18 protein-coding genes are annotated in these 19,224 nt (G+C 66.7%); all 18 read left to right on the top strand.

What is annotated here, in order from left to right:
* The first annotated feature begins 297 nt into the window (after positions 1-297).
* Positions 298-1,413 (top strand): branched-chain amino acid ABC transporter substrate-binding protein, encoded by a 1,116-nt coding sequence (locus tag AC5WJ1_RS11540; protein ID WP_133098522.1) that lies wholly within the window; start codon positions 298-300, stop codon positions 1,411-1,413.
* Between the two features lie 85 nt (positions 1,414-1,498).
* Entirely contained in the window at positions 1,499-2,425 is a 927-nt protein-coding gene (livH, locus tag AC5WJ1_RS11535) for a high-affinity branched-chain amino acid ABC transporter permease LivH (RefSeq protein ID WP_133098521.1), read from the top strand.
* A gap of 14 nt (positions 2,426-2,439) precedes the next feature.
* On the top strand, positions 2,440-3,723 hold the full coding sequence (locus tag AC5WJ1_RS11530; RefSeq protein WP_494476088.1) for a high-affinity branched-chain amino acid ABC transporter permease LivM: 1,284 nt from the start codon (positions 2,440-2,442) through the stop codon (positions 3,721-3,723).
* Between the two features lie 8 nt (positions 3,724-3,731).
* Positions 3,732-4,511, top strand: coding sequence for a high-affinity branched-chain amino acid ABC transporter ATP-binding protein LivG (gene livG / locus AC5WJ1_RS11525; RefSeq protein ID WP_133098520.1), 780 nt, complete (start codon positions 3,732-3,734; stop codon positions 4,509-4,511).
* Complete coding sequence (locus AC5WJ1_RS11520; RefSeq protein ID WP_133098519.1) at positions 4,511-5,212, top strand: ABC transporter ATP-binding protein; 702 nt, start codon at positions 4,511-4,513, stop codon at positions 5,210-5,212. The genes livG and AC5WJ1_RS11520 overlap by 1 nt, the downstream gene beginning before the upstream one ends.
* 347 nt (positions 5,213-5,559) lie before the next feature.
* Entirely contained in the window at positions 5,560-6,969 is a 1,410-nt protein-coding gene (leuC, locus tag AC5WJ1_RS11515; protein WP_133098518.1) for a 3-isopropylmalate dehydratase large subunit, read from the top strand.
* Between the two features lie 14 nt (positions 6,970-6,983).
* Positions 6,984-7,115 carry an entericidin A/B family lipoprotein gene (locus AC5WJ1_RS11510; protein ID WP_116322288.1) on the top strand — a complete coding sequence of 44 codons (132 nt, stop codon included), beginning with the start codon at positions 6,984-6,986 and terminating at the stop codon, positions 7,113-7,115.
* 10 nt (positions 7,116-7,125) lie between these two features.
* Positions 7,126-7,776, top strand: a complete 651-nt coding sequence (leuD, locus tag AC5WJ1_RS11505) for a 3-isopropylmalate dehydratase small subunit (RefSeq protein ID WP_133098517.1) — start codon at positions 7,126-7,128, stop codon at positions 7,774-7,776.
* A gap of 22 nt (positions 7,777-7,798) precedes the next feature.
* Complete coding sequence (gene leuB, locus AC5WJ1_RS11500) at positions 7,799-8,866, top strand: 3-isopropylmalate dehydrogenase (RefSeq protein ID WP_133098516.1); 1,068 nt, start codon at positions 7,799-7,801, stop codon at positions 8,864-8,866.
* A gap of 99 nt (positions 8,867-8,965) precedes the next feature.
* Entirely contained in the window at positions 8,966-9,097 is a 132-nt protein-coding gene (locus AC5WJ1_RS11495; protein ID WP_012353360.1) for a hypothetical protein, read from the top strand.
* 90 nt (positions 9,098-9,187) lie between these two features.
* Complete coding sequence (gene asd, locus AC5WJ1_RS11490; RefSeq protein ID WP_133098515.1) at positions 9,188-10,324, top strand: aspartate-semialdehyde dehydrogenase; 1,137 nt, start codon at positions 9,188-9,190, stop codon at positions 10,322-10,324.
* A gap of 278 nt (positions 10,325-10,602) precedes the next feature.
* On the top strand, positions 10,603-13,449 hold the full coding sequence (locus AC5WJ1_RS11485; protein WP_195432120.1) for a motility hub landmark protein FimV: 2,847 nt from the start codon (positions 10,603-10,605) through the stop codon (positions 13,447-13,449).
* Positions 13,450-13,577: 128 nt separating this feature from the next.
* The gene (gene truA, locus AC5WJ1_RS11480; protein ID WP_133095493.1) at positions 13,578-14,396 is read left to right on the top strand and encodes a tRNA pseudouridine(38-40) synthase TruA; all 819 of its coding nucleotides are present in this window, start codon (positions 13,578-13,580) and stop codon (positions 14,394-14,396) included.
* On the top strand, positions 14,383-15,105 hold the full coding sequence (locus AC5WJ1_RS11475) for a phosphoribosylanthranilate isomerase (protein WP_195432119.1): 723 nt from the start codon (positions 14,383-14,385) through the stop codon (positions 15,103-15,105). Before truA ends, AC5WJ1_RS11475 begins: the two co-directional genes overlap by 14 nt.
* Before the next feature lie 126 nt (positions 15,106-15,231).
* Positions 15,232-16,425: a tryptophan synthase subunit beta gene (gene trpB, locus AC5WJ1_RS11470; protein WP_116346157.1), complete on the top strand. Its 1,194-nt coding sequence runs from the start codon at positions 15,232-15,234 to the stop codon at positions 16,423-16,425.
* The gene (locus AC5WJ1_RS11465; protein WP_133095495.1) at positions 16,425-17,336 is read left to right on the top strand and encodes a DNA-methyltransferase; all 912 of its coding nucleotides are present in this window, start codon (positions 16,425-16,427) and stop codon (positions 17,334-17,336) included. Before trpB ends, AC5WJ1_RS11465 begins: the two co-directional genes overlap by 1 nt.
* A gap of 1 nt (position 17,337) precedes the next feature.
* Positions 17,338-18,138: a tryptophan synthase subunit alpha gene (gene trpA, locus AC5WJ1_RS11460; protein WP_133095496.1), complete on the top strand. Its 801-nt coding sequence runs from the start codon at positions 17,338-17,340 to the stop codon at positions 18,136-18,138.
* A 175-nt stretch (positions 18,139-18,313) separates the two neighbouring features.
* A complete protein-coding gene (gene accD, locus AC5WJ1_RS11455; protein WP_133095497.1) occupies positions 18,314-19,186 on the top strand; it encodes an acetyl-CoA carboxylase, carboxyltransferase subunit beta in 873 nt (290 codons plus the stop codon).
* Positions 19,187-19,224 lie beyond the last annotated feature (38 nt).

The following is a 19,224-nucleotide window of genomic DNA, read 5'->3' as shown; positions in this document are numbered from 1 at the left end:
GCTTTGCCGACGGCAGCCGGGCCATCCCTCCGGCATGCGGTGCGGCAAGCGGGGCAGGCGAATCGCTTGCGCAATAGAGAACGCATCAAACGTTGTCTTTCCGAACCTTGGTCCCACACCACAGCGGGACTGACACATGCCGGGCCCCGCATCTCTTGAGCTTTTCCGCAGGCCCGTCTTCCGCGTCTCGGGCCGCTTTTCTGCCGTTCCGATCTCTGTAGTCCGCGGGTGTTGTTCGATTGCGCAGGTCATTCCGCTTCTGCCCGGATGACCCAAACATAAATCGAGGAGCTCCTGATGACGCTGTCCCGTCTTACCACCATTTCGCTGGCTGCTATGCTGGCCACCTTTGGCGCCGCCGCCAACGCCGAAACCGTGAAGATCGCCATTGCCGGCCCGATGAGCGGCTCGGTGGCGCAGTACGGTGACATGGTCAAGGCCGGTGCGCTGACCGCCGTCGAACAGATCAACGCAGCCGGCGGCGCCGGCGGCAACAAGTTGGAAGTGGTGATGATGGACGACGCCTGCGAACCGAAGCAGGCCGTCGCGGTGGCTAACAAGGTCGTCAGCCAGAACATCAAGTACGTGATCGGCCACGTGTGCTCGGGCTCGACCATCCCGGCCTCGGACATCTACGAGAACGAAGGCATCGTGATGGTCACGCCGTCGGCCACCGCGCCGCAGCTGACCGAGACCAGGAAGCGCAAGTTCATCTTCCGCACCATCGGCCGCGACGACCAGCAGGGCCCGGCCGCCGCCCAGTACATCATCGGCAAGGTCAAGCCGAAGAAGGTCGCCGTGCTGCACGACAAGCAGTCGTATGGCCAGGGCATCGCCAGCTCGGTGAAGAAGGACCTGGAAGCGGCCAAGATCCCGGTCGCCGTGTTCGAGGGCATCAACGCCGGCGATTCGGACTACTCCGCCGTCATCACCAAGCTGAAGTCGCAGGGCGTGGACTTCGTCTACTTCGGCGGCTACCACCCGGAAATGGGCCTGCTGCTGCGCCAGGCGCGCGAGCAGGGCGTGAAGGCCACCTTCATGGGCCCCGAGGGCGTGGGCAACAAGGACGTGACCGCGATCGCCGGCCCGTCGTCGGAAGGCATGCTGGTGACGCTGCCGGCCGACTTCTCGGCCGACCCGGCCAACGCGGGCCTGGTGAAGGCATTCGCCGACAAGAAGCGTGACGCCAACGGTCCGTTCCAGATGCCGTCCTACGCCGCCGTCAAGATCATCGGCGACGCCATCGCCGGCGCCAAGAGCACCGATCCGGCCAAGGTCGCGGCGTACATGCACAAGAACGCCTTCACCACCCCGATCGGCAAGGTCGAGTACGACGACAAGGGCGACCTGAAGTCCTTCAAGTTCGTGGTCTACACCTGGCACAAGGACGCCAGCAAGACCGCCGCAAACTAAGCAGGCGCTCCTTCCCGCACACGCCCCGCCCGGCCTCCGGGCGGGGCGTTCTGGTATCGGGCTTCAAGTTCCTGAGGCTTCCCCTATGAATGAATTCCTTCCACAGTTCACCCAGCAGCTGGTCAACGGCCTGACGCTGGGTGCGATCTATGCGCTGATCGCCATCGGCTACACAATGGTCTACGGCATCATCGGCATGATCAATTTCGCGCACGGCGAGATTTACATGATCGGTGCCTACGTCGGCCTGGTCACGCTCACCGCGATCGGCGCCCAGGCAGGCTACCCCCTGCCGCTGGTGCTGGGCGCCGCCCTGCTGGTCTCGGTGCTGGTCACCGGCGTCTACGGCTTTGCGGTCGAGCGGGTGGCATACCGGCCCCTGCGCGGCGGTCCGCGGCTGGTGCCGCTGATCTCCGCCATCGGCATGTCGATCTTCCTGCAGAACTATGTCCAGATCGGGCAGGGCGCGCGCGACGTGTCCGTGCCGGTGCTGATCTCGGGCGCCATCGAGTTCCAGATGGGCGGCGATTTCACCGTGACCGTGCCGTATTCGCGCCTGCTGATCGTCGGCGTAACGCTGGTGATGATGATCGCGCTGACGCTGTTCATCGGCCGCTCGCGCATGGGCCGTGCCTGCCGCGCCTGCGCCGAAGACATGCGCATGGCCAATCTGCTCGGCATCGACACCAACAAGGTAATCTCGTTCACCTTCGTGCTGGGCGCGATGCTGGCCGCCGTCGGCGGCGTGCTGATCGGGCTGAGCATCGGCAAGCTCAATCCCTTTATCGGCTTTATCGCCGGCATCAAGGCCTTTACCGCGGCGGTGCTGGGCGGCATCGGCAGCATCCCGGGCGCGATGCTCGGCGGCGTGCTGCTGGGCCTGGCGGAAACCTTCGCCTCGGGCTACATGCCGGCGGAATACAAGGACGTGGTCGCATTCAGCCTGCTGGTGCTGGTGCTGCTGTTCCGTCCGACCGGGCTGCTGGGCAAGCCTGATGTCGAGAAGGTGTGAGGGAGGGCGAGACAATGACTAACCAAACTTTCGCAATGTCCGCCGGGCAGGTAGCGCGCGGCGGCGCCACGCCGGGCCAGTCGCTCAAGAACGCGATCACGGCGGCCGTGATGACGGCAATCCTGACCATTCCCATCCTGGGCCTGCAGCTCAGGCTGGAAGGCTACAAGGTGGTGCTCGAGCCGCACTGGCGTCCGGTATGGATTGCCGTGGCGGCAGTGTTCCTGTTCCAGCTGTTCAAGCCGTTGCTGTCGCGTGCCGGCAGTGCCGTGCGCCTGCCGTCGGTGCCGCAGCTCGGCGCGCGCCAGCAGCGCGTGGCGATATGGGTGCTGCTGGCGGTCGGGCTGGTGTGGCCGTTCTTCGGCTCGCGCGGCGCGGTCGACGTGGCCACGCTGGCGCTGATCTACGTGATCCTGGGGCTGGGCCTGAATATCGTGGTGGGCTATGCCGGCCTGCTCGACCTGGGCTACGTCGGCTTCTATGCGATCGGCGGCTATACCTATGCGCTGCTGAACCAGCACTTCGGGCTAGGCTTCTGGGAATGCCTGCCGATCGCCGCGGCGATGTCGGCAACCTTCGGCTTCCTGCTCGGCTTCCCGGTGCTGCGGCTGCGCGGCGACTACCTCGCCATCGTGACGCTGGGCTTCGGCGAGATCATCCGCCTGCTGGCCAACAACCTGACCAGCCTGACCGGCGGCCCGGATGGTGTCTCGGGCATTCCCAAGCCGTCCGTATTCGGCATCGAAATGGGGCGCAGCGCCAGCGTGGAGGGCACGAAGACCTTCCATGACCTGATCGGCCTGGACTACAGCGGCCAGCACATGGTGATCTTCCTGTACCTGCTGGCGCTGCTGCTGGTGGGCTTCACGCTGTTCGTCACCAGCCGCCTGATCCGCATGCCGATGGGCCGTGCCTGGGAAGCGCTGCGCGACGACGAGATCGCGTGCCGCTCGCTGGGCCTGAACCCGACCCGCATCAAGCTGTCGGCGTTCACGCTGGGCGCATCGTTCGCCGGCATCGGCGGCGCGTTCTTCGCGGCGCGCCAGGGGCTGGTCAATCCGGAATCGTTCACCTTCATCGAGTCGGCGCTGATCCTTGCCGTGGTGGTGCTGGGCGGCATGGGTTCGCAGCTGGGCGTGATCCTGGCGGCGATCCTGTTGACGGTGCTGCCTGAAGTGGCGCGCGGCTTTGCCGAATATCGCATGCTGATCTTCGGCCTGGTGATGGTGCTGATGATGATGTGGCGTCCGCAGGGCCTGCTGCCCGCGAGCCGTCCGCACGTGGAGCTTCCCCGATGAACGCGCCGATGACTAGTTTGCAACAAGCCGAATTGTTGAAAGTATCCGGCCTGCAGATGCGCTTCGGCGGCCTGCTCGCCGTGGACGGCATCGATTTCGATGTCCGCAAGGATGAGGTCTTCGCCATCATCGGCCCCAACGGCGCCGGCAAGACCACGGTGTTCAACTGCGTCGGCGGCTTCTACAAGCCGACCGCGGGCGAGGTCACGCTGGATGGCCACGACATCGCCGGCCTGCCCAGCCACAAGGTGGCGCGCCAGGGCCTGGTGCGGACCTTCCAGAACATCCGCCTGTTCAAGTCGCTGACGGTGGTGGAAAACCTGCTGGTGGCGCAACACCTGCAGGTGCAGTCCGGCATCCTGCGCGGCCTGTTTGCCACCCCGGCCTATCGCCGTGCCGAGCGCGAGGCGCTGGAACGCGCCGCGGTCTGGCTGGAGCGGATGGGCCTGACCAAGGTGGCCAACCGCGAGGCCGGCACGCTGTCGTACGGCCACCAGCGCCGGCTGGAGATCGCACGCTGCATGATCACCAAGCCGCGCCTGCTGATGCTGGACGAGCCCGCCGCAGGCCTGAACCCGCAGGAGAAGGTCGAGCTGCAGCAGCTGATCGACCAACTGCGCCGCGAATTCGGCATTGCCGTGCTGCTGATCGAGCACGACATGAGCCTGGTGATGGGCGTGTCCGACCGCATCCTGGTGATGGAGCACGGCAAGCCTATCGTGATCGGCAAGCCCGACGAAGTGCGCAATGACCCGCGCGTGATTAAGGCCTACCTGGGAGAGGACTGATGCTGAAGCTGGAACAGGTCCATACCCACTACGGCGCCGTCGAGGCGCTGTCGGGCGTATCGATCGAAGTCAACAAGGGGGAGATCGTCACCCTGATCGGCAGCAACGGTGCCGGCAAGACGACGCTGATGATGACCGTGTGCGGCACGCCGCGTGCGTCCAGAGGGCGCGTGCTGTTCGAGGGCGAGGACATCACCAACCGCTCGACGCACGAGATCATGCGGTTGGGGCTCGCGATCTCGCCCGAGGGCCGGCGCGTGTTCCCGAGCCTGACCGTGCTGGAAAACCTGAAGATGGGCGGCTTCTTTGCCAGGCGCGACGAGATCGAGGCCGGCATCGAGCACGTGTTCAAGCTGTTCCCGCGGCTGAACCAGCGCGCCAGCCAGCGTGCCGGCACCATGTCGGGCGGCGAGCAGCAGATGCTGGCGATCGGCCGCGCGCTGATGAGCCGGCCCCGGCTGCTGCTGCTGGACGAGCCCACGCTCGGCCTCGCGCCGCTGATCATCGCGCAGATCTTCGACATCATCCGGACCATTCGTGACGAGGGCGTCACCGTGTTCCTGGTCGAGCAGAACGCCAACAAGGCGCTGCAGGTCGCGGATCGGGGCTATGTGCTGGAGACCGGCAAGGTGGTGCTGGCCGATACCGGTGCTAACCTGCTGGCCAATGACCGGATCAAGGCTGCCTACCTGGGCGGCTGATGCCGGCGGCCGTCGCCCTGCAACGGGGCGACGGCTCTTTACCGATTCGTTTTCGTGATCGGCGAAAGCCCCCTTTCGCCAATCACATTACATTCCAGGCGCCGTCCCGGCCGGGCAGGGCGCTGATCCCCATATCCCCTGTGGCATAATCGATTGCCAAGTCAAGCATTGCAGCAACGCTTGAAATAACGCTCGCTTCAGGCGGCTTCCGGCGCGATCATCGCAATCACGCTATCGACGCCCGTGTTCGCCACCGCGACCGAAGCGAACAAAAACCCCTGCAAACTACTGCGCGGTCACCGCGGCCTCTCCTGCAAGGGAGCGGTCATTCGGTCCGCCATCGCATCATGGCCAAGACGCTCTACGACAAACTCTGGGATGACCACACCGTCCACGTCGAGGAAGACGGCACCACGCTGCTCTACATCGACCGCCACCTGCTGCATGAAGTGACCAGCCCGCAGGCGTTCGAAGGCCTGAAGATGGCGGAGCGTCCGGTATGGCGCATCAGCGCGAACCTGGCCGTCTCGGACCATAACGTGCCGACCACCGACCGCAGCCAGGGGATCGCCGACCCGGTGTCGAAGCTGCAGGTCGATACGCTGGATGCCAACTGCGACAGCTTCGGCATCACCCAGTTCAAGATGACCGACCACCGCCAGGGCATCGTGCACGTGATCGGGCCGGAGCAGGGCGCGACGCTGCCGGGCATGACGGTGGTGTGCGGCGACTCGCATACCAGCACGCACGGCGCCTTCGGCGCGCTGGCGCACGGCATCGGCACCTCTGAAGTCGAGCACGTGCTGGCCACGCAGACGCTGCTGGGCAAAAAGGCAAAGAACATGCTGGTCAGGGTGGAAGGCAAGCTGCCGCGCGGCTGCACCGCCAAGGACATCGTGCTCGCCATCATCGGCAAGATCGGTACCGCCGGCGGCACCGGCTACACCATCGAGTTTGCCGGCTCGGCCATCCGCGACCTGACCATGGAAGGCCGCATGACGGTCTGCAACATGGCCATCGAAGCGGGCGCGCGCGCCGGCCTGGTGGCGGTGGACGACGTCACGCTGGAATACGTCAAGGGCCGCCCGTACGCGCCGCAGGGTGTGGAGTGGGAGCAGGCCGTGGCCTACTGGCGCACGCTGCATTCGGATGCGGGCGCCAAATTCGACCAGGTGGTCGAGCTGCGTGCCGAAGAGATCCGCCCGCAGGTGACCTGGGGCACCTCGCCGGAAATGGTCATCAGCATCGAAGACCGCGTGCCGGATCCCGAGAAGGAAAAGGACTCGACCAAGCGCAACGCCATGGAGCGCGCGCTGGAATACATGGGCCTGCAGCCCAACGTGCCGGTGGAGAGCATCAGTATCGACAAGGTCTTCATCGGCTCGTGCACCAACAGCCGTATCGAAGACATGCGCGCCGCCGCGTGGGTGGTGCAGAAGCTGGGCCGCAAGATCGCATCCAACGTCAAGCTGGCGCTGGTGGTGCCGGGTTCGGGCCTGGTCAAGGAACAGGCCGAGCGCGAAGGCCTGGACAAGATCTTCAAGGCCGCCGGCTTTGAATGGCGCGAGCCGGGCTGCTCGATGTGCCTGGCCATGAACGCCGACCGCCTCGATCCGGGCGAGCGCTGCGCGTCGACCTCGAACCGCAACTTCGAAGGCCGTCAGGGCGCCGGTGGCCGTACCCACCTGGTGAGCCCGGCGATGGCAGCGGCTGCCGCCATCGAAGGCCATTTCGTCGACATCCGCAAGCTGGGCTGAGCGGAGCGCGGCAGATGAAAAGGACCCTGATCGCATGGCTGGCATGCCTGGGCATGCTGCAGCTGGCTGGCTGCAACACCATGGCCGGCCTGGGCAAGGACACGCAGGCCGCCGGCAGCTCGCTCGAGCGCGCGGCCAAGAAGTAAGGAAAGAGACATGGACAAGTTCACTGTACACAGCGGCCTCGTGGCTCCGCTCGACCGCGAGAACGTCGACACCGACGCCATCATCCCGAAGCAGTTCCTGAAGTCGATCAAGCGCACCGGCTTTGGTCCCAACCTGTTCGACGAGTGGCGCTACAAGGATGTCGGCGAGCCCGGCATGGACAACAGCAAGCGTCCGCTGAACCCGGATTTCGTGCTGAACCAGCAGCGCTACCAGGGCGCATCGATCCTGCTGGCGCGCCGCAACTTCGGCTGCGGCAGTTCGCGCGAGCACGCGCCGTGGGCGCTGACGCAATACGGCTTCCGCGCCGTGATCGCGCCCAGCTTTGCCGATATCTTCTTCAACAACTGCTACAAGAACGGCTTGCTGCCGGTGGTGTTGAGCGAGCAGCAGGTCGACCACCTGTTCAACGAGACCAACGCGTTCAACGGCTACCAGCTGACCATCGACCTGGACAAGCAGGCCGTGATCACACCGTCGGGCCAGGGCTATGAATTCGACATCGCCCCGTTCCGCAAGTACTGCATGCTGAATGGCTTCGACGATATCGGCCTGACCCTGCGCCATGCCGACAAGATCAAGGCCTACGAGGCCGAGCGCGTGGCGAAGATGCCGTGGCTGAACAACCGCCTGGTCGGATAAGACTCAACCGAGGAAGACAACAATGAAGATCGCAGTCCTGCCGGGTGACGGCATCGGTCCCGAAATCGTTGCAGAGGCCGTCAAGGTCCTGAACGCGCTCGACGAGAAGTTCGAACTCGAAACGGCGCCCGTGGGCGGCGCCGGCTACGAGGCCGAAGGCCATCCGCTGCCGGAGAACACGCTGAAGCTGGCCAAGGAAGCCGACGCCATCCTGTTCGGCGCCGTCGGCGACTGGAAGTACGACAGCCTGGAGCGCCCGCTGCGCCCCGAGCAGGCCATCCTGGGCCTGCGCAAGCACCTGCAGCTGTTCGCCAACTTCCGTCCGGCGATCTGCTACCCGGAACTGACCGGTGCCTCGAGCCTGAAGCCCGAGCTGGTGGCCGGCCTGGACATCCTGATCGTCCGTGAGCTGAACGGCGACATCTACTTCGGCCAGCCGCGCGGCCTGCGCGAAGCGCCGGACGGCCTGTTCAAGGGCGCGCGCGAAGCCTTCGACACCATGCGCTACAGCGAGCCGGAAATCCGCCGCATCGCGCATGTGGCGTTCCAGGCCGCGGCCAAGCGCGGCAAGAAGCTGTGCAGCGTCGACAAGGCCAACGTGCTCGAGACCTTCCAGTTCTGGAAGGACATCGTGATCGATGTCAGCAAGGAATATCCGGAAGTCGAGCTGTCGCACATGTATGTCGACAACGCGGCCATGCAGCTGGTCAAGGCGCCCAAGAGCTTCGACGTGATCGTCACCGGCAATATGTTCGGCGACATCCTGTCGGACGAGGCCGCCATGCTGACCGGCTCGATCGGCATGCTGCCGTCGGCGTCGCTGGATGCGAACAACAAAGGCCTGTATGAGCCTTCGCACGGCTCGGCGCCGGACATCGCCGGCAAGGGCGTGGCCAATCCGCTGGCCACCATCCTGTCGGCGGCGATGATGTTGCGGTACTCGCTGAACCGCGCCGAGCAGGCCGACCGCATCGAGAACGCCGTCAAGAAGGTGCTGGCTCAGGGCTATCGCACCGGCGACATCCTGACGCCGGGCTGCAAGCAGGTCGGCACCCGCGAGATGGGAGAGGCCGTTCTGGCCGCACTGTAAGTCACACGCAAAAGGGCACCGCCGGCGCGGTGCCCTTTGTTTTATTTGTCCCTAATTTGCACGCTGCGGCGGCGCCGCAAAATCGTGTAGACTCTGCGAATGGCCCGATTTTCCCAGTCCACCCTGACTGCTGTTGTCGCCCTGACCGCCACCCGCGGCCCGGTCGGCACGATTTCGCTCGGCCAGACCGCAACGACGATTAAAACCATCATTAAAACCGCGATCGCCTAGATCCGTTCGTCGTGCCTGCCCGTCTTCCCCGCGCAGCCACGCCGGGCGAGGAAAATGGCGGGGAAGTAAAAATCACATCCGAGGTAAATCATGATTGTAGGTCTCGTCGGTTGGCGGGGTATGGTCGGCAGCGTCCTGATGCAGCGCATGCAGGAAGAGCGTGATTTCGACCACATCGAGCCCGTCTTCTTCAGCACGTCCAACGCCGGCGGCAAGGCGCCCGCCATGGCCAAGAACGAAACCACGCTCAAGGATGCCAACGACATCGAGGCACTGAAGAAGTGCGACGTGGTGCTGACCGCCCAGGGCGGCGACTACACCAACGAGGTCTTCCCCAAGCTGCGCGCGGCTGGCTGGAAGGGCTACTGGATCGACGCGGCCTCGTCGCTGCGCATGAAGGACGATGCCATCATCGTGCTGGATCCGGTCAACCAGGGTGTGATCAAGGACGCGCTGTCCAAGGGCGTCAAGAATTTCATCGGCGGCAACTGCACGGTCAGCTGCATGCTGATTGGCCTGGGCGGCCTGTTCCAGGCCGACATGGTCGAATGGATGACCTCGATGACCTACCAGGCCGCTTCGGGCGGCGGCGCCCAGCACATGCGCGAGCTGCTGACGCAGTTCGGCACGCTGAACGCGTCGGTCAAGCCGCTGCTGGATGACCCGGCGTCGGCCATCCTGGAAATCGACCGCCAGATCCTGGCGACCCAGCATGGCCTGTCCGCCGAGGAAACCAAGCAGTTCGGCGTGCCGCTGGCCGGCAACCTGATCCCCTGGATCGACAAGGACCTGGGCAACGGCCAGTCCAAGGAAGAATGGAAGGGCGGCGCCGAGACCAACAAGATCCTGGGCCGTGGCGAGGGCTTCCTGGGTGCGACCGGCGCCACGCCGATCGCCGTCGACGGCCTGTGCGTCCGCATCGGCGCGATGCGCTGCCACTCGCAGGCGCTGACCATCAAGCTGCGCCGCGACGTGCCGCTGGACGAGATCGAAGGCATGCTGGCGGCCCACAACCAGTGGGCCAAGGTGGTGCCAAACACGCGTGAAGCCAGCATGACCGACCTGACCCCGGCGGCCGTGACCGGCACGCTGACGATCCCGGTCGGCCGCCTGCGCAAGATGCAGATGGGCGGCGAGTACCTGTCGGCCTTCACGGTCGGCGACCAGCTGCTGTGGGGCGCGGCCGAGCCGCTGCGCCGCATGCTGCGTATCCTGATCGAATCCTGATGGGTGGCTGATAGCTGCGTGCCTGGTTGCGTCCGTTGCAGCGAGGCAACAGAAAAGACCGCTTTGCCGACAACGCCGCGCCCACGCGCGGCGTTGTTGTATCCGGACGCCTATTTTCCCGGGCGATGCGTCACAATACGGCGGCATGCGCCCCGGCCCGCAGGGGTCGGCGCCTGTTGGTCAAGGGGTGCAATCAGAATGCCCCGCCAGCTTGACGGACCTGTCTATGGGGTCGGTTTGTCGATGTATATCGCTACTAAAACATAACGGAGCATAAGGTGAGTGTGAGCCAACATCGCCGGAAAGATGCGCCTACTGCCCGTCAGCGCTGGTCAACGCTGGCCGTCACGGCACTGGGTCTGCTGCTTGCGCAGCCGGCCGCATATGCCGCGGGGTTCGGGCAATTGCGGGTTCAGTCGAATCTGGGGCAGCCGCTGCAGGCTGAGATCGACATCAGCGGGGTCACACCCGATGAGGCCGCCGCGCTGAACGTCAAGCTGGCGTCGCCTGGGGCGTACGCCGCGGCCGGGCTGATCTACCAGCCCGCGGTCAGCACGCTGCGGCTGGAGATCGAGCGCCGCCCGAACGGCAGCTATGTCGCCAAGGTCCGTTCGACGCAGCCGATCAGCGAGCCGTTCGTCGATATCCTGGTCGACATGAGCTGGGCCAGCGGCAAGGTTTCGCGCGCCTACACATTCCTGCTTGATCCCGCCGGGGTCAAGCCTTCCAACGAGAGCTATTCGCCGTCGACGGTGGTGCAGGCTGCAACGCCCGACGCTTCGCCCGCCACCGCGCAACAGCCCGCGGCTGCGGCGGCGCCGCAGGCGGCCGCACCGGGAGCCGCACAGGGGGCCGCGCCCGCCGCAGAATCCGCCCGTCCGGCAGCGCCGGTGCGTCCCGCACGGCAGGCCAGGCGCGCGCCGTCCGCGCCCGCCGCCAGCGCCGACACGGCGCCGGGCAGTGGCTATACCGTCAAGCGCGGCGATACGCTGTACGGGATTGCCGGCGAAGCCGTACAGGGCGCCGAATCGGTGTCGCTGGACCAGATGCTGGTCGCGCTCTACCGCAACAATCCCAACGCCTTTATCGGCGGCAACATGAACCGGCTGCGCAGCGGCGCGGTGCTGCAGGTGCCGACCCCGCAACAGGCGCAGTCCGTCACGCCGAAGGAGGCGCGCCGCGAGGTGGTGGCGCGCACGCAGGGCTTCGACGCCTATCGCAGCCGCCTGGCGAGTGCCGCCGCGGCCAAGTCGGTCGTACCCGACAGCGGCCGCCAGCAGTCCGGCAACGTGACGGCGCGCGTGCAGGAACAGGCCGCCCCGACCGATGGCCCACGCGACGAGCTGAAGCTGAGCAAGGGCGAGCGGGGCGCGCAGGCCGATGCTGCCGCCAAGGCCGAAGCCAACGTCGCGCGCGAGCGCCAGGTCAAGGAAGCCGAGGCGCGCCTGGCGCAGCTGGAAAAGAATATCGGCGACATGCAGAAGCTGCTCGAGCTGAAGAACGCCGAGATCGCCAAGCTGAGCCAGACCAACCAGGCTGCGCTGGCTGACAAGGAAAAGGAGAAGGAAAAGGCGGCCGCGGTGGCCAAGCCGGAAGCAGCCGCACCGAACGTGGTGGCTGCCCAGGCGCCAAAGGCCGATGCCGCTGAACCGGCAGCGGCAGCGGCAGCAGCCACTGCCGCCGCCGTGCCGGATGCCGCCGCCAGTGCCGCTGCTGCCGCAGCGCCGGCGGTGGCAGCCGCCGGGGCTTCGGCGCCGCAGGCCGCAGCAGCGGCTGCCGCGCCGGCATCGGCCCCGGCAGCCAAGCCGGCGCCGCCCGTGGTGGCCCCGCCCGCACCGGTGCAGGAGCCGTCGTTCCTTGACGGCCTGCTGGCCAACCCGCTGCTGCTGCCCGGCGGCGGCCTGGTGGTGGCGCTGCTCGGCGTCTACGCGATCTATCGCCGCCGCCGCCAGCAGAAGGAAGGCGAGGCGACCGGCTTCGGCGACAGCATCCTGTCGCAGGAAAGCACGGTGATGGCCGGCACCAATTCGCTGTTCGGTGCCGCCGGCGGCCAGAGTGTCGATACCTCGCAGCACAGCGTGTTCGGTGCCGACTTCCGCATCGGCAACAACACGCCGGAAGCCAACGAGGTCGACCCGATCGCCGAGGCCGAGGTCTATATCGCCTACGGGCGCGATGTGCAGGCGGAGGAAATCCTGCGCGAAGCCCTGGAGAAAAGCCCGGAGCAGCAGTCGGTGCGGCTCAAGCTCCTGGAGATTTACAGCAACAGACAGGATGTGGAAGGTTTCCGCGTGATAGCAGAAGAAATGTTCGCCCAGACCGGCGGGCACGGTGCGGAATGGCTGAAGGCAGCGGAAATGGGGCGCGCGCTCGAGCCGGGCAACGCGATGTACCTGGCGGTGACGCCGGAGGCCGCGGGTCAGGATACGGCCTCGCCGGCGACGGACCAGTGGCGCACACAGGACCCGTCGCAGGATCCGGCTTCGATCCCGCGCCTGGAGCCCTCGCTGGGCGACCTGGCGTTGCCGCTGGACGCCTTCCCGGCGCCCGCGGCGGGCGACCCGATCGTGGCGCCGGCGTCGGCGGCAATGATGTTCGGTGCGGATTCGGACCCGACCGAGCCGGCGGTGCGCCTGGACGGCGGACTGGACCTGGACTTCCCGGCCCGTGCCAGCGACCCGCTGGCGGACGAGCACGCGCACGACGTGCCGCGCCTGGACACGCCGACGCGCTCGCGGCCGCTGGAGTTCGACATGTCGGCCCTTTCGCTGGACCTGGGCAGTGGGCCGTCGGCCAACAGTGATGCGCCGGTCGCGGCGGACGAGGCTTTCGCGCCGCTGCCAGCGACCACCCTGCTGCGCGACGGCAAGCTGGCTGCGCCGATCGACCTGTCGCGTGTACCGGACGAAACCAATCCCGACACGGCCCGCGGCGTTTCGCCCAGCACGCTGTCGACCGATGGCTTCGACGGCGGGCGCGACATGCAGATCAAGCTCGACCTGGCACGCGCCTATATCGAGATCGGCGACAAGGAAGGGGCCCGCGAGCTGCTGCAGGAAGTGGTCGAGCAGTCGCAGGACCCGCTGCAGGCCGAGGCCCGTTCGCTGCTGCTGGAAGTGGCCTGAGCTATCATTGACGGTCCGCCGCGGCACGCGCTGCCGCGGCCTGAAGCGATGCGCCGGAAGCGTCCCTTCCGGCGCATTTGCTTTTCCGGCGCGCATCGCCTGCTCGCCGCCATGCTTTTTCCCCTGACATGAACCGCATCGCACTTGGCCTGCACTACGACGGCGCCGCCTTTTCCGGGTGGCAGTCGCAGCCGCACCGCAATACCGTGCAGGATCACCTCGAAGACGCCATCGAGCGCTTTGCCGGCGTGCGCCTGCTGACCACCGTGGCGGGGCGCACCGATGCCGGCGTGCACGCGCTGGGGCAGGTGATCCACCTGGATACCGGGCTGGAACGCGAGCCCTTCTCCTGGGTGCGTGGCGTCAATGCCTTCCTGCCGCGGTCGATCGCGCTGCAGTGGGCGCTGCCGGTCGACGAAGGCTTCCATGCCCGCTTCCTGGCCTATGAGCGCATGTACTACTACGCGCTCTACACCGGTCCGCACCGGGTGCCAATGGTTCATGGCCGCGCCGGCTACCAGATGCTGCCGCCCGGACAACGCCTCGACGTGGACGCCATGCGCGAAGCCGCGGCGCACCTGATCGGCGAACACGACTTTTCCGCGTTCCGCGCCGCCGAATGCCAGGCCAAGTCGCCGGTCAAGACCATGTACGACGTCACCATCCGCGACGACGGCAACTGGGTGTTCCTGCGCTTTCGCGCCAGCGCCTTCCTGCACCATATGGTGCGCAACCTGATGGGCTGCCTGGTGGCGGTGGGCCGGCGCCGCTACCCGCCGCAGTGGCTCGCGCAGGTGCTCGCCGGGCGCGACCGCAAGCTGGCGGCGCCCACGTTCATGCCGGATGGCCTCTACCTGGTCGGGGTCAAGTATCCTGATGCTTACCCGATCCCCGCGGCCGACCCGTCCGCGAGCCTGTTCCATGGAGTGTTCGATGACGCAGCCTGAGGGCAGTGCGGCGCACCTGCCGCAGCGCACCCGCATCAAGATCTGCGGCCTGACCCGCGAAGACGACGTGCGCGCCGCCGTCGACGCCGGCGCGGACGCGATCGGGCTGGTGTTCTACCCGAAGAGCCCCCGCTACGTCGACGTGGCGCAAGCCGCGGCGCTGGCCGAGGCCGCCGGGCCGTTCGTCGCGGTGACGGGACTGTTCGTCAACGCCGAACTGGAAGACATCGCCCACGTGGCCGAGCGCGTGCCGCTGACGCTGCTGCAGCTGCACGGCGACGAAACCCCGCAGTTCTGCACCCAGGCCGCCCAGCGCTGCCGGCTGCCGTTCCTGCGCGCCGCCCGTGTCCGTCCGGGGCTCGATTTGGTAGAATTTGCCGACCAATACCGTGATGCCGCTGCCTTGCTGCTCGATGCCTTCGTCGAAGGCTACGGCGGTGGCGGCCACGTCTTCGACTGGACCCTGATTCCTCCGGCATGGCTTCCGCCCAATCCTCCGGTCCCGGCAACCGGCAACCCGAACGCAAGCGGCGCTCCTCGCATCGTTTTGAGTGGTGGGTTGAACGCGCAAAACGTCGCTGGCGCGATTGAACGCGTGCGGCCCTACGCTGTGGACGTCAGCAGCGGGGTAGAGGCCGCCAAGGGCGTGAAAGACCACGCCCGCATTGCCGAATTCGTGCGCGCTGTCCGCAGCGCCTGCGCAGGATGAACCGGGCCGAAGCCCGATCCCTTCCGCAGACCGCGCCCCGCAGTTCCAGGGCGGGCATCGCACACCCAGTCAACCAGGCGAGCCTTGCCGAGCCAAGGCAAGGCCGCTGATTCAAAGAGCCCAGACATGTACGACCTGCCCGATTCCCGTGGCCATTTCGGCCCCTATGGCGGCACCTTCGTTTCCGAGACGCTGGTCCACGCGCTGGACGAACTGCGCGAAGCCTATGCGCACTACCAGAAGGATCCGGAGTTCGATGCCGAATTCCGCCGCGAGCTGAAGCACTTCGTCGGCCGCCCGTCGCCGATCTACCACGCGCAGCGCTGGAGCGAGACCCTCGGCGGCGCGCAGATCTACTTCAAGCGCGAAGACCTGAACCACACCGGCGCGCACAAGATCAACAACGTCATCGGCCAGGCGCTGCTGGCCAAGCGCATGGGCAAGCCGCGCGTGATCGCCGAGACCGGGGCAGGGCAGCACGGCGTGGCCACGGCCACCATCGCCGCCCGCTTCGGCATGGAATGCGTGGTCTACATGGGCGCCGAGGACGTCAAGCGCCAGGCCGCCAACGTCTACCGCATGAAACTGCTGGGCGCGACCGTGGTGCCGGTGGAAAGCGGCTCGCGCACCCTCAAGGACGCGCTCAATGAAGCCATGCGCGACTGGGTCACCAACGTCGAGAACACCTTCTACATCATCGGCACCGTGGCCGGCCCGCACCCGTACCCGATGATGGTGCGCGACTTCCAGTGCGTGATCGGCGAGGAGGCCAAGGTGCAGATGCCCGAGCTGGCCGGCCGCCAGCCGGATGCCGTGATCGCGTGCGTGGGCGGCGGCTCCAATGCCATGGGCATCTTCTACCCGTACATCGAGCACCAGGACGTGCAGCTGATCGGCGTGGAAGCCGCCGGCGATGGCCTGGACACCGGCCGCCACGCGGCTTCGCTGACCGGCGGCACGCCTGGCGTGCTGCACGGCAACCGCACCTACCTGCTGCAGGACGACAACGGCCAGATCATCGAGACGCATTCGGTCTCGGCCGGCCTGGACTACCCCGGCGTCGGCCCCGAGCATGCCTGGCTCAAGGACAGTGGCCGCGCGCAGTACGTGCCGATCACCGACGAGGAAGCGCTCAAGGCCTTCCACGACTGCTGCCGCATCGAGGGCATCATCCCGGCGCTGGAATCGAGCCATGCGATCGCCTACGCGTGCAAGCTGGCGCCCACGCTGCCCAAGGACAAGCTGCTGCTGGTGAACCTGTCCGGACGCGGCGACAAGGACATGCATACCGTGGCCGAGCGCGCGGGGCTCAAGCTCTGATGCGCGCGCTGCCCCACCCCCAGGGCCTTGCCGTCGGCGGGCCCGACTGCTTGCCTGGCGCGATTGACGCGCCGCCGCTGCACTTGTTCCAGGAAGACATGTTCGAGGGCATTGCCCGCCTGCCGGACGGCTCGGTCGACCTGATCGTCGCCGATCCGCCGTACGGCCTGGGCAAGGACTACGGCAACGATTCCGACCTGCTGTCGGGCCAGGCCTACCTGGACTGGTCCGAGCGCTGGATGGACGCGGTCGTGCCCAAGCTCGCGCCCAAGGGCACGCTCTACCTGTTCTGCACCTGGCAGTACTCGCCGGAGCTGTTCGTGATGCTCAAGCGGCGCCTGACGATGATCAACGAGATCATCTGGGACCGCCGCGTGCCCAGCATGGGCGGCACCACGCGCAAGTTCTCGTCGGTGCACGACAACATCGGCTTCTTTGCCAAGGCGCGCGACTACTACTTCGATCTCGACCCGGTCCGCATCCCGTACGACCCCGAGACCAAGAAGGCGCGCAGCCGTCCGCGCTTCGAGGGCAAGAAGTGGCTGGAGGTGGGCTACAACCCCAAGGACCTGTGGAGCATCTCGCGCATCCACCGGCAGGACCCCGAACGCGCCAACCACCCGACGCAGAAGCCGCTGGAGATCGTCGAGCGCATGGTGCTGTCGAGTTGCCCGCCGGGCGGCCTGGTGCTGGACCCGTTCGCGGGCAGCGGCACCACCGCGGTGGCGTGCCTGCGCCACGGCCGCCGCTTTGTCGGCTACGAGATCAACCCGGAGTACGTGCAGGTGGCGTGCGGGCGCGTGGCTGCGGCCGCGCAAGCCATGCCCGCGATCGAGCCTGACGTCACCCCAACCCCGGCCGCCGCCAACGACGACGCCTCGCCGGCGCCGCGGCCTCACCTGATTCCCTGATATGTCCCGTATCCAGAAGACGTTCGCGGCACTGGCCGCGCAGCAGAAAAAGGGCCTGATTCCGTTCATCACCGCCGGCGATCCCGAGCCCGGCCTGACCGTGGCGCTGATGCACGCGCTGGTGGCGGGCGGCGCCGACGTGATCGAGCTGGGCGTGCCGTTCTCCGACCCGATGGCCGACGGCCCGGTGATCCAGCGCGCCTCCGAGCGCGCGCTGGCGCAGGGCGTGTCGCTGACCCAGGTGCTGCAGTGGGTGCGCGAGTTCCGCCAGGCCAATGCCGAGACCCCGGTGGTGCTGATGGGCTACGCCAACCCGATCGAGCGCATGGGCGAAGAGGCCTTTGCCAAGGCCGCGAGCGCGGCCGGCGTGGATGGCGTGCTGGTGGTCGACTATCCGCCCGAGGAGTGCGAGTCGTTCGCCGCGCTGATGCGCGACCATGGCATGGACCCGATCTTCCTGCTAGCGCCGACCTCCACCGATGCGCGCATCGAGGCGGTGGCCAAGGTCGCCAGCGGCTATCTTTACTATGTCTCGCTCAAGGGCGTGACCGGCTCCGCATCGATCGACCTGGACAGCGTGGCGTCACGCCTGCCGCTGATCAAGCAGCACGCCAACCTGCCGGTGGGCGTGGGCTTCGGCATCCGCGACGCGCAGACCGCGCGCGCGATCGGCAGCGTGTCCGACGCGGTGGTGATCGGCAGCCGCCTGGTGCAGTTGCTGGAAGACACGCCGCGCGAGCAGGCGGTGGCAACGCTGCAGGCGTTTATCGCGGAGATCCGCCAGGCGCTGGACGCCAAGTGACCTAATCACTGCCTGGCAGGAATCAAGAAGTGACGCGGCGTGCCCAATACGCGCGCCGCGCTTCGAGGTCACGGGCCCGCCGTGGTAAATTCGCGGGTTGATTCCCTGCCACCTGCCGAAGTTCGCCCTGACACAGGGTTTGCCGGCGGCGCGCAGCTATCCGAAAGGAGCTTTCATGAGCTGGTTGGATAAACTCCTGCCCCCCAAGATTCAACAGACCGACCCCCGCACCCGCAAGGGCATCCCGGAGGGGTTGTGGGTCAAGTGCCCGTCGTGCGAGTCAACCCTGTACCGGACCGACGTCGAGGCCAACCTGCACGTCTGCCCCAAGTGCGACCACCACATGCGCATCAACGCGCGTGCGCGCCTGGACGCGCTGCTGGACGCCGAAGGCCGCTATGAGATCGGCCAAGAGATCGTGCCGGTCGACGCGCTCAAGTTCAAGGACTCGAAGAAGTATCCGGACCGCATCAAGGCGGCCATGGACGAGACCGGCGAGACCGACGCCATGGTGGTGATGGGCGGTGCCATCCACACCATCCCGGTGGTGGCGAGCTGCTTCGAGTTCGAGTTCATGGGCGGCTCGATGGGCTCGGTGGTGGGCGAGCGCTTCGTGCGCGGCGCGCAGGCCGCGCTCGAGCAGAAGGTGCCGTTCATCTGCTTTACCGCCACCGGCGGCGCGCGCATGCAGGAAAGCCTGCTGTCGCTGCTGCAGATGGCCAAGACCACGGCCATGCTGAACCAGCTGAGCGCGAGCAAGCTGCCGTTCATCAGCGTGCTGACCGACCCGACCATGGGTGGCGTGTCGGCCTCGTTCGCCTTCCTGGGCGACGTGGTGATCGCCGAGCCCAAGGCGCTGATCGGCTTTGCCGGCCCGCGCGTGATCGAGCAGACCGTGCGCGAGAAGCTGCCGGAAGGCTTCCAGCGCTCGGAATTCCTGCTGCAGAAGGGCGCCGTCGACATGATCGTCGATCGCCGCAAGATGCGTGCCGAACTGGCGCAGCTGCTGGCGCTGCTGCAGAAGCAGCCGGCCGACGCGGTGGCATAACGCCGCAAATATCGCTGTACCGAAGGCGCGGGTGGTTG

It is taken from the genome of Cupriavidus sp. MEYA8 (assembly GCF_059278825.1).
This window is presented reverse-complemented; position numbering and strand designations above follow the sequence as displayed.

Coding starts and splice junctions, on each gene's coding strand:
- accD (WP_133095497.1), top strand. CDS start 18,314: ATGAGCTGGTTGGATAAACTCCTGCCCCCCAAGATTCAACAGACCGAC.
- trpB (WP_116346157.1), top strand. CDS start 15,232: ATGTACGACCTGCCCGATTCCCGTGGCCATTTCGGCCCCTATGGCGGC.
- leuC (WP_133098518.1), top strand. CDS start 5,560: ATGGCCAAGACGCTCTACGACAAACTCTGGGATGACCACACCGTCCAC.
- AC5WJ1_RS11540 (WP_133098522.1), top strand. CDS start 298: ATGACGCTGTCCCGTCTTACCACCATTTCGCTGGCTGCTATGCTGGCC.
- leuB (WP_133098516.1), top strand. CDS start 7,799: ATGAAGATCGCAGTCCTGCCGGGTGACGGCATCGGTCCCGAAATCGTT.
- AC5WJ1_RS11510 (WP_116322288.1), top strand. CDS start 6,984: ATGAAAAGGACCCTGATCGCATGGCTGGCATGCCTGGGCATGCTGCAG.
- AC5WJ1_RS11475 (WP_195432119.1), top strand. CDS start 14,383: ATGACGCAGCCTGAGGGCAGTGCGGCGCACCTGCCGCAGCGCACCCGC.
- leuD (WP_133098517.1), top strand. CDS start 7,126: ATGGACAAGTTCACTGTACACAGCGGCCTCGTGGCTCCGCTCGACCGC.
- livG (WP_133098520.1), top strand. CDS start 3,732: ATGACTAGTTTGCAACAAGCCGAATTGTTGAAAGTATCCGGCCTGCAG.
- trpA (WP_133095496.1), top strand. CDS start 17,338: ATGTCCCGTATCCAGAAGACGTTCGCGGCACTGGCCGCGCAGCAGAAA.
- AC5WJ1_RS11520 (WP_133098519.1), top strand. CDS start 4,511: ATGCTGAAGCTGGAACAGGTCCATACCCACTACGGCGCCGTCGAGGCG.
- livH (WP_133098521.1), top strand. CDS start 1,499: ATGAATGAATTCCTTCCACAGTTCACCCAGCAGCTGGTCAACGGCCTG.
- truA (WP_133095493.1), top strand. CDS start 13,578: ATGAACCGCATCGCACTTGGCCTGCACTACGACGGCGCCGCCTTTTCC.
- asd (WP_133098515.1), top strand. CDS start 9,188: ATGATTGTAGGTCTCGTCGGTTGGCGGGGTATGGTCGGCAGCGTCCTG.
- AC5WJ1_RS11465 (WP_133095495.1), top strand. CDS start 16,425: ATGCGCGCGCTGCCCCACCCCCAGGGCCTTGCCGTCGGCGGGCCCGAC.
- AC5WJ1_RS11530 (WP_494476088.1), top strand. CDS start 2,440: ATGACTAACCAAACTTTCGCAATGTCCGCCGGGCAGGTAGCGCGCGGC.
- AC5WJ1_RS11495 (WP_012353360.1), top strand. CDS start 8,966: ATGGCCCGATTTTCCCAGTCCACCCTGACTGCTGTTGTCGCCCTGACC.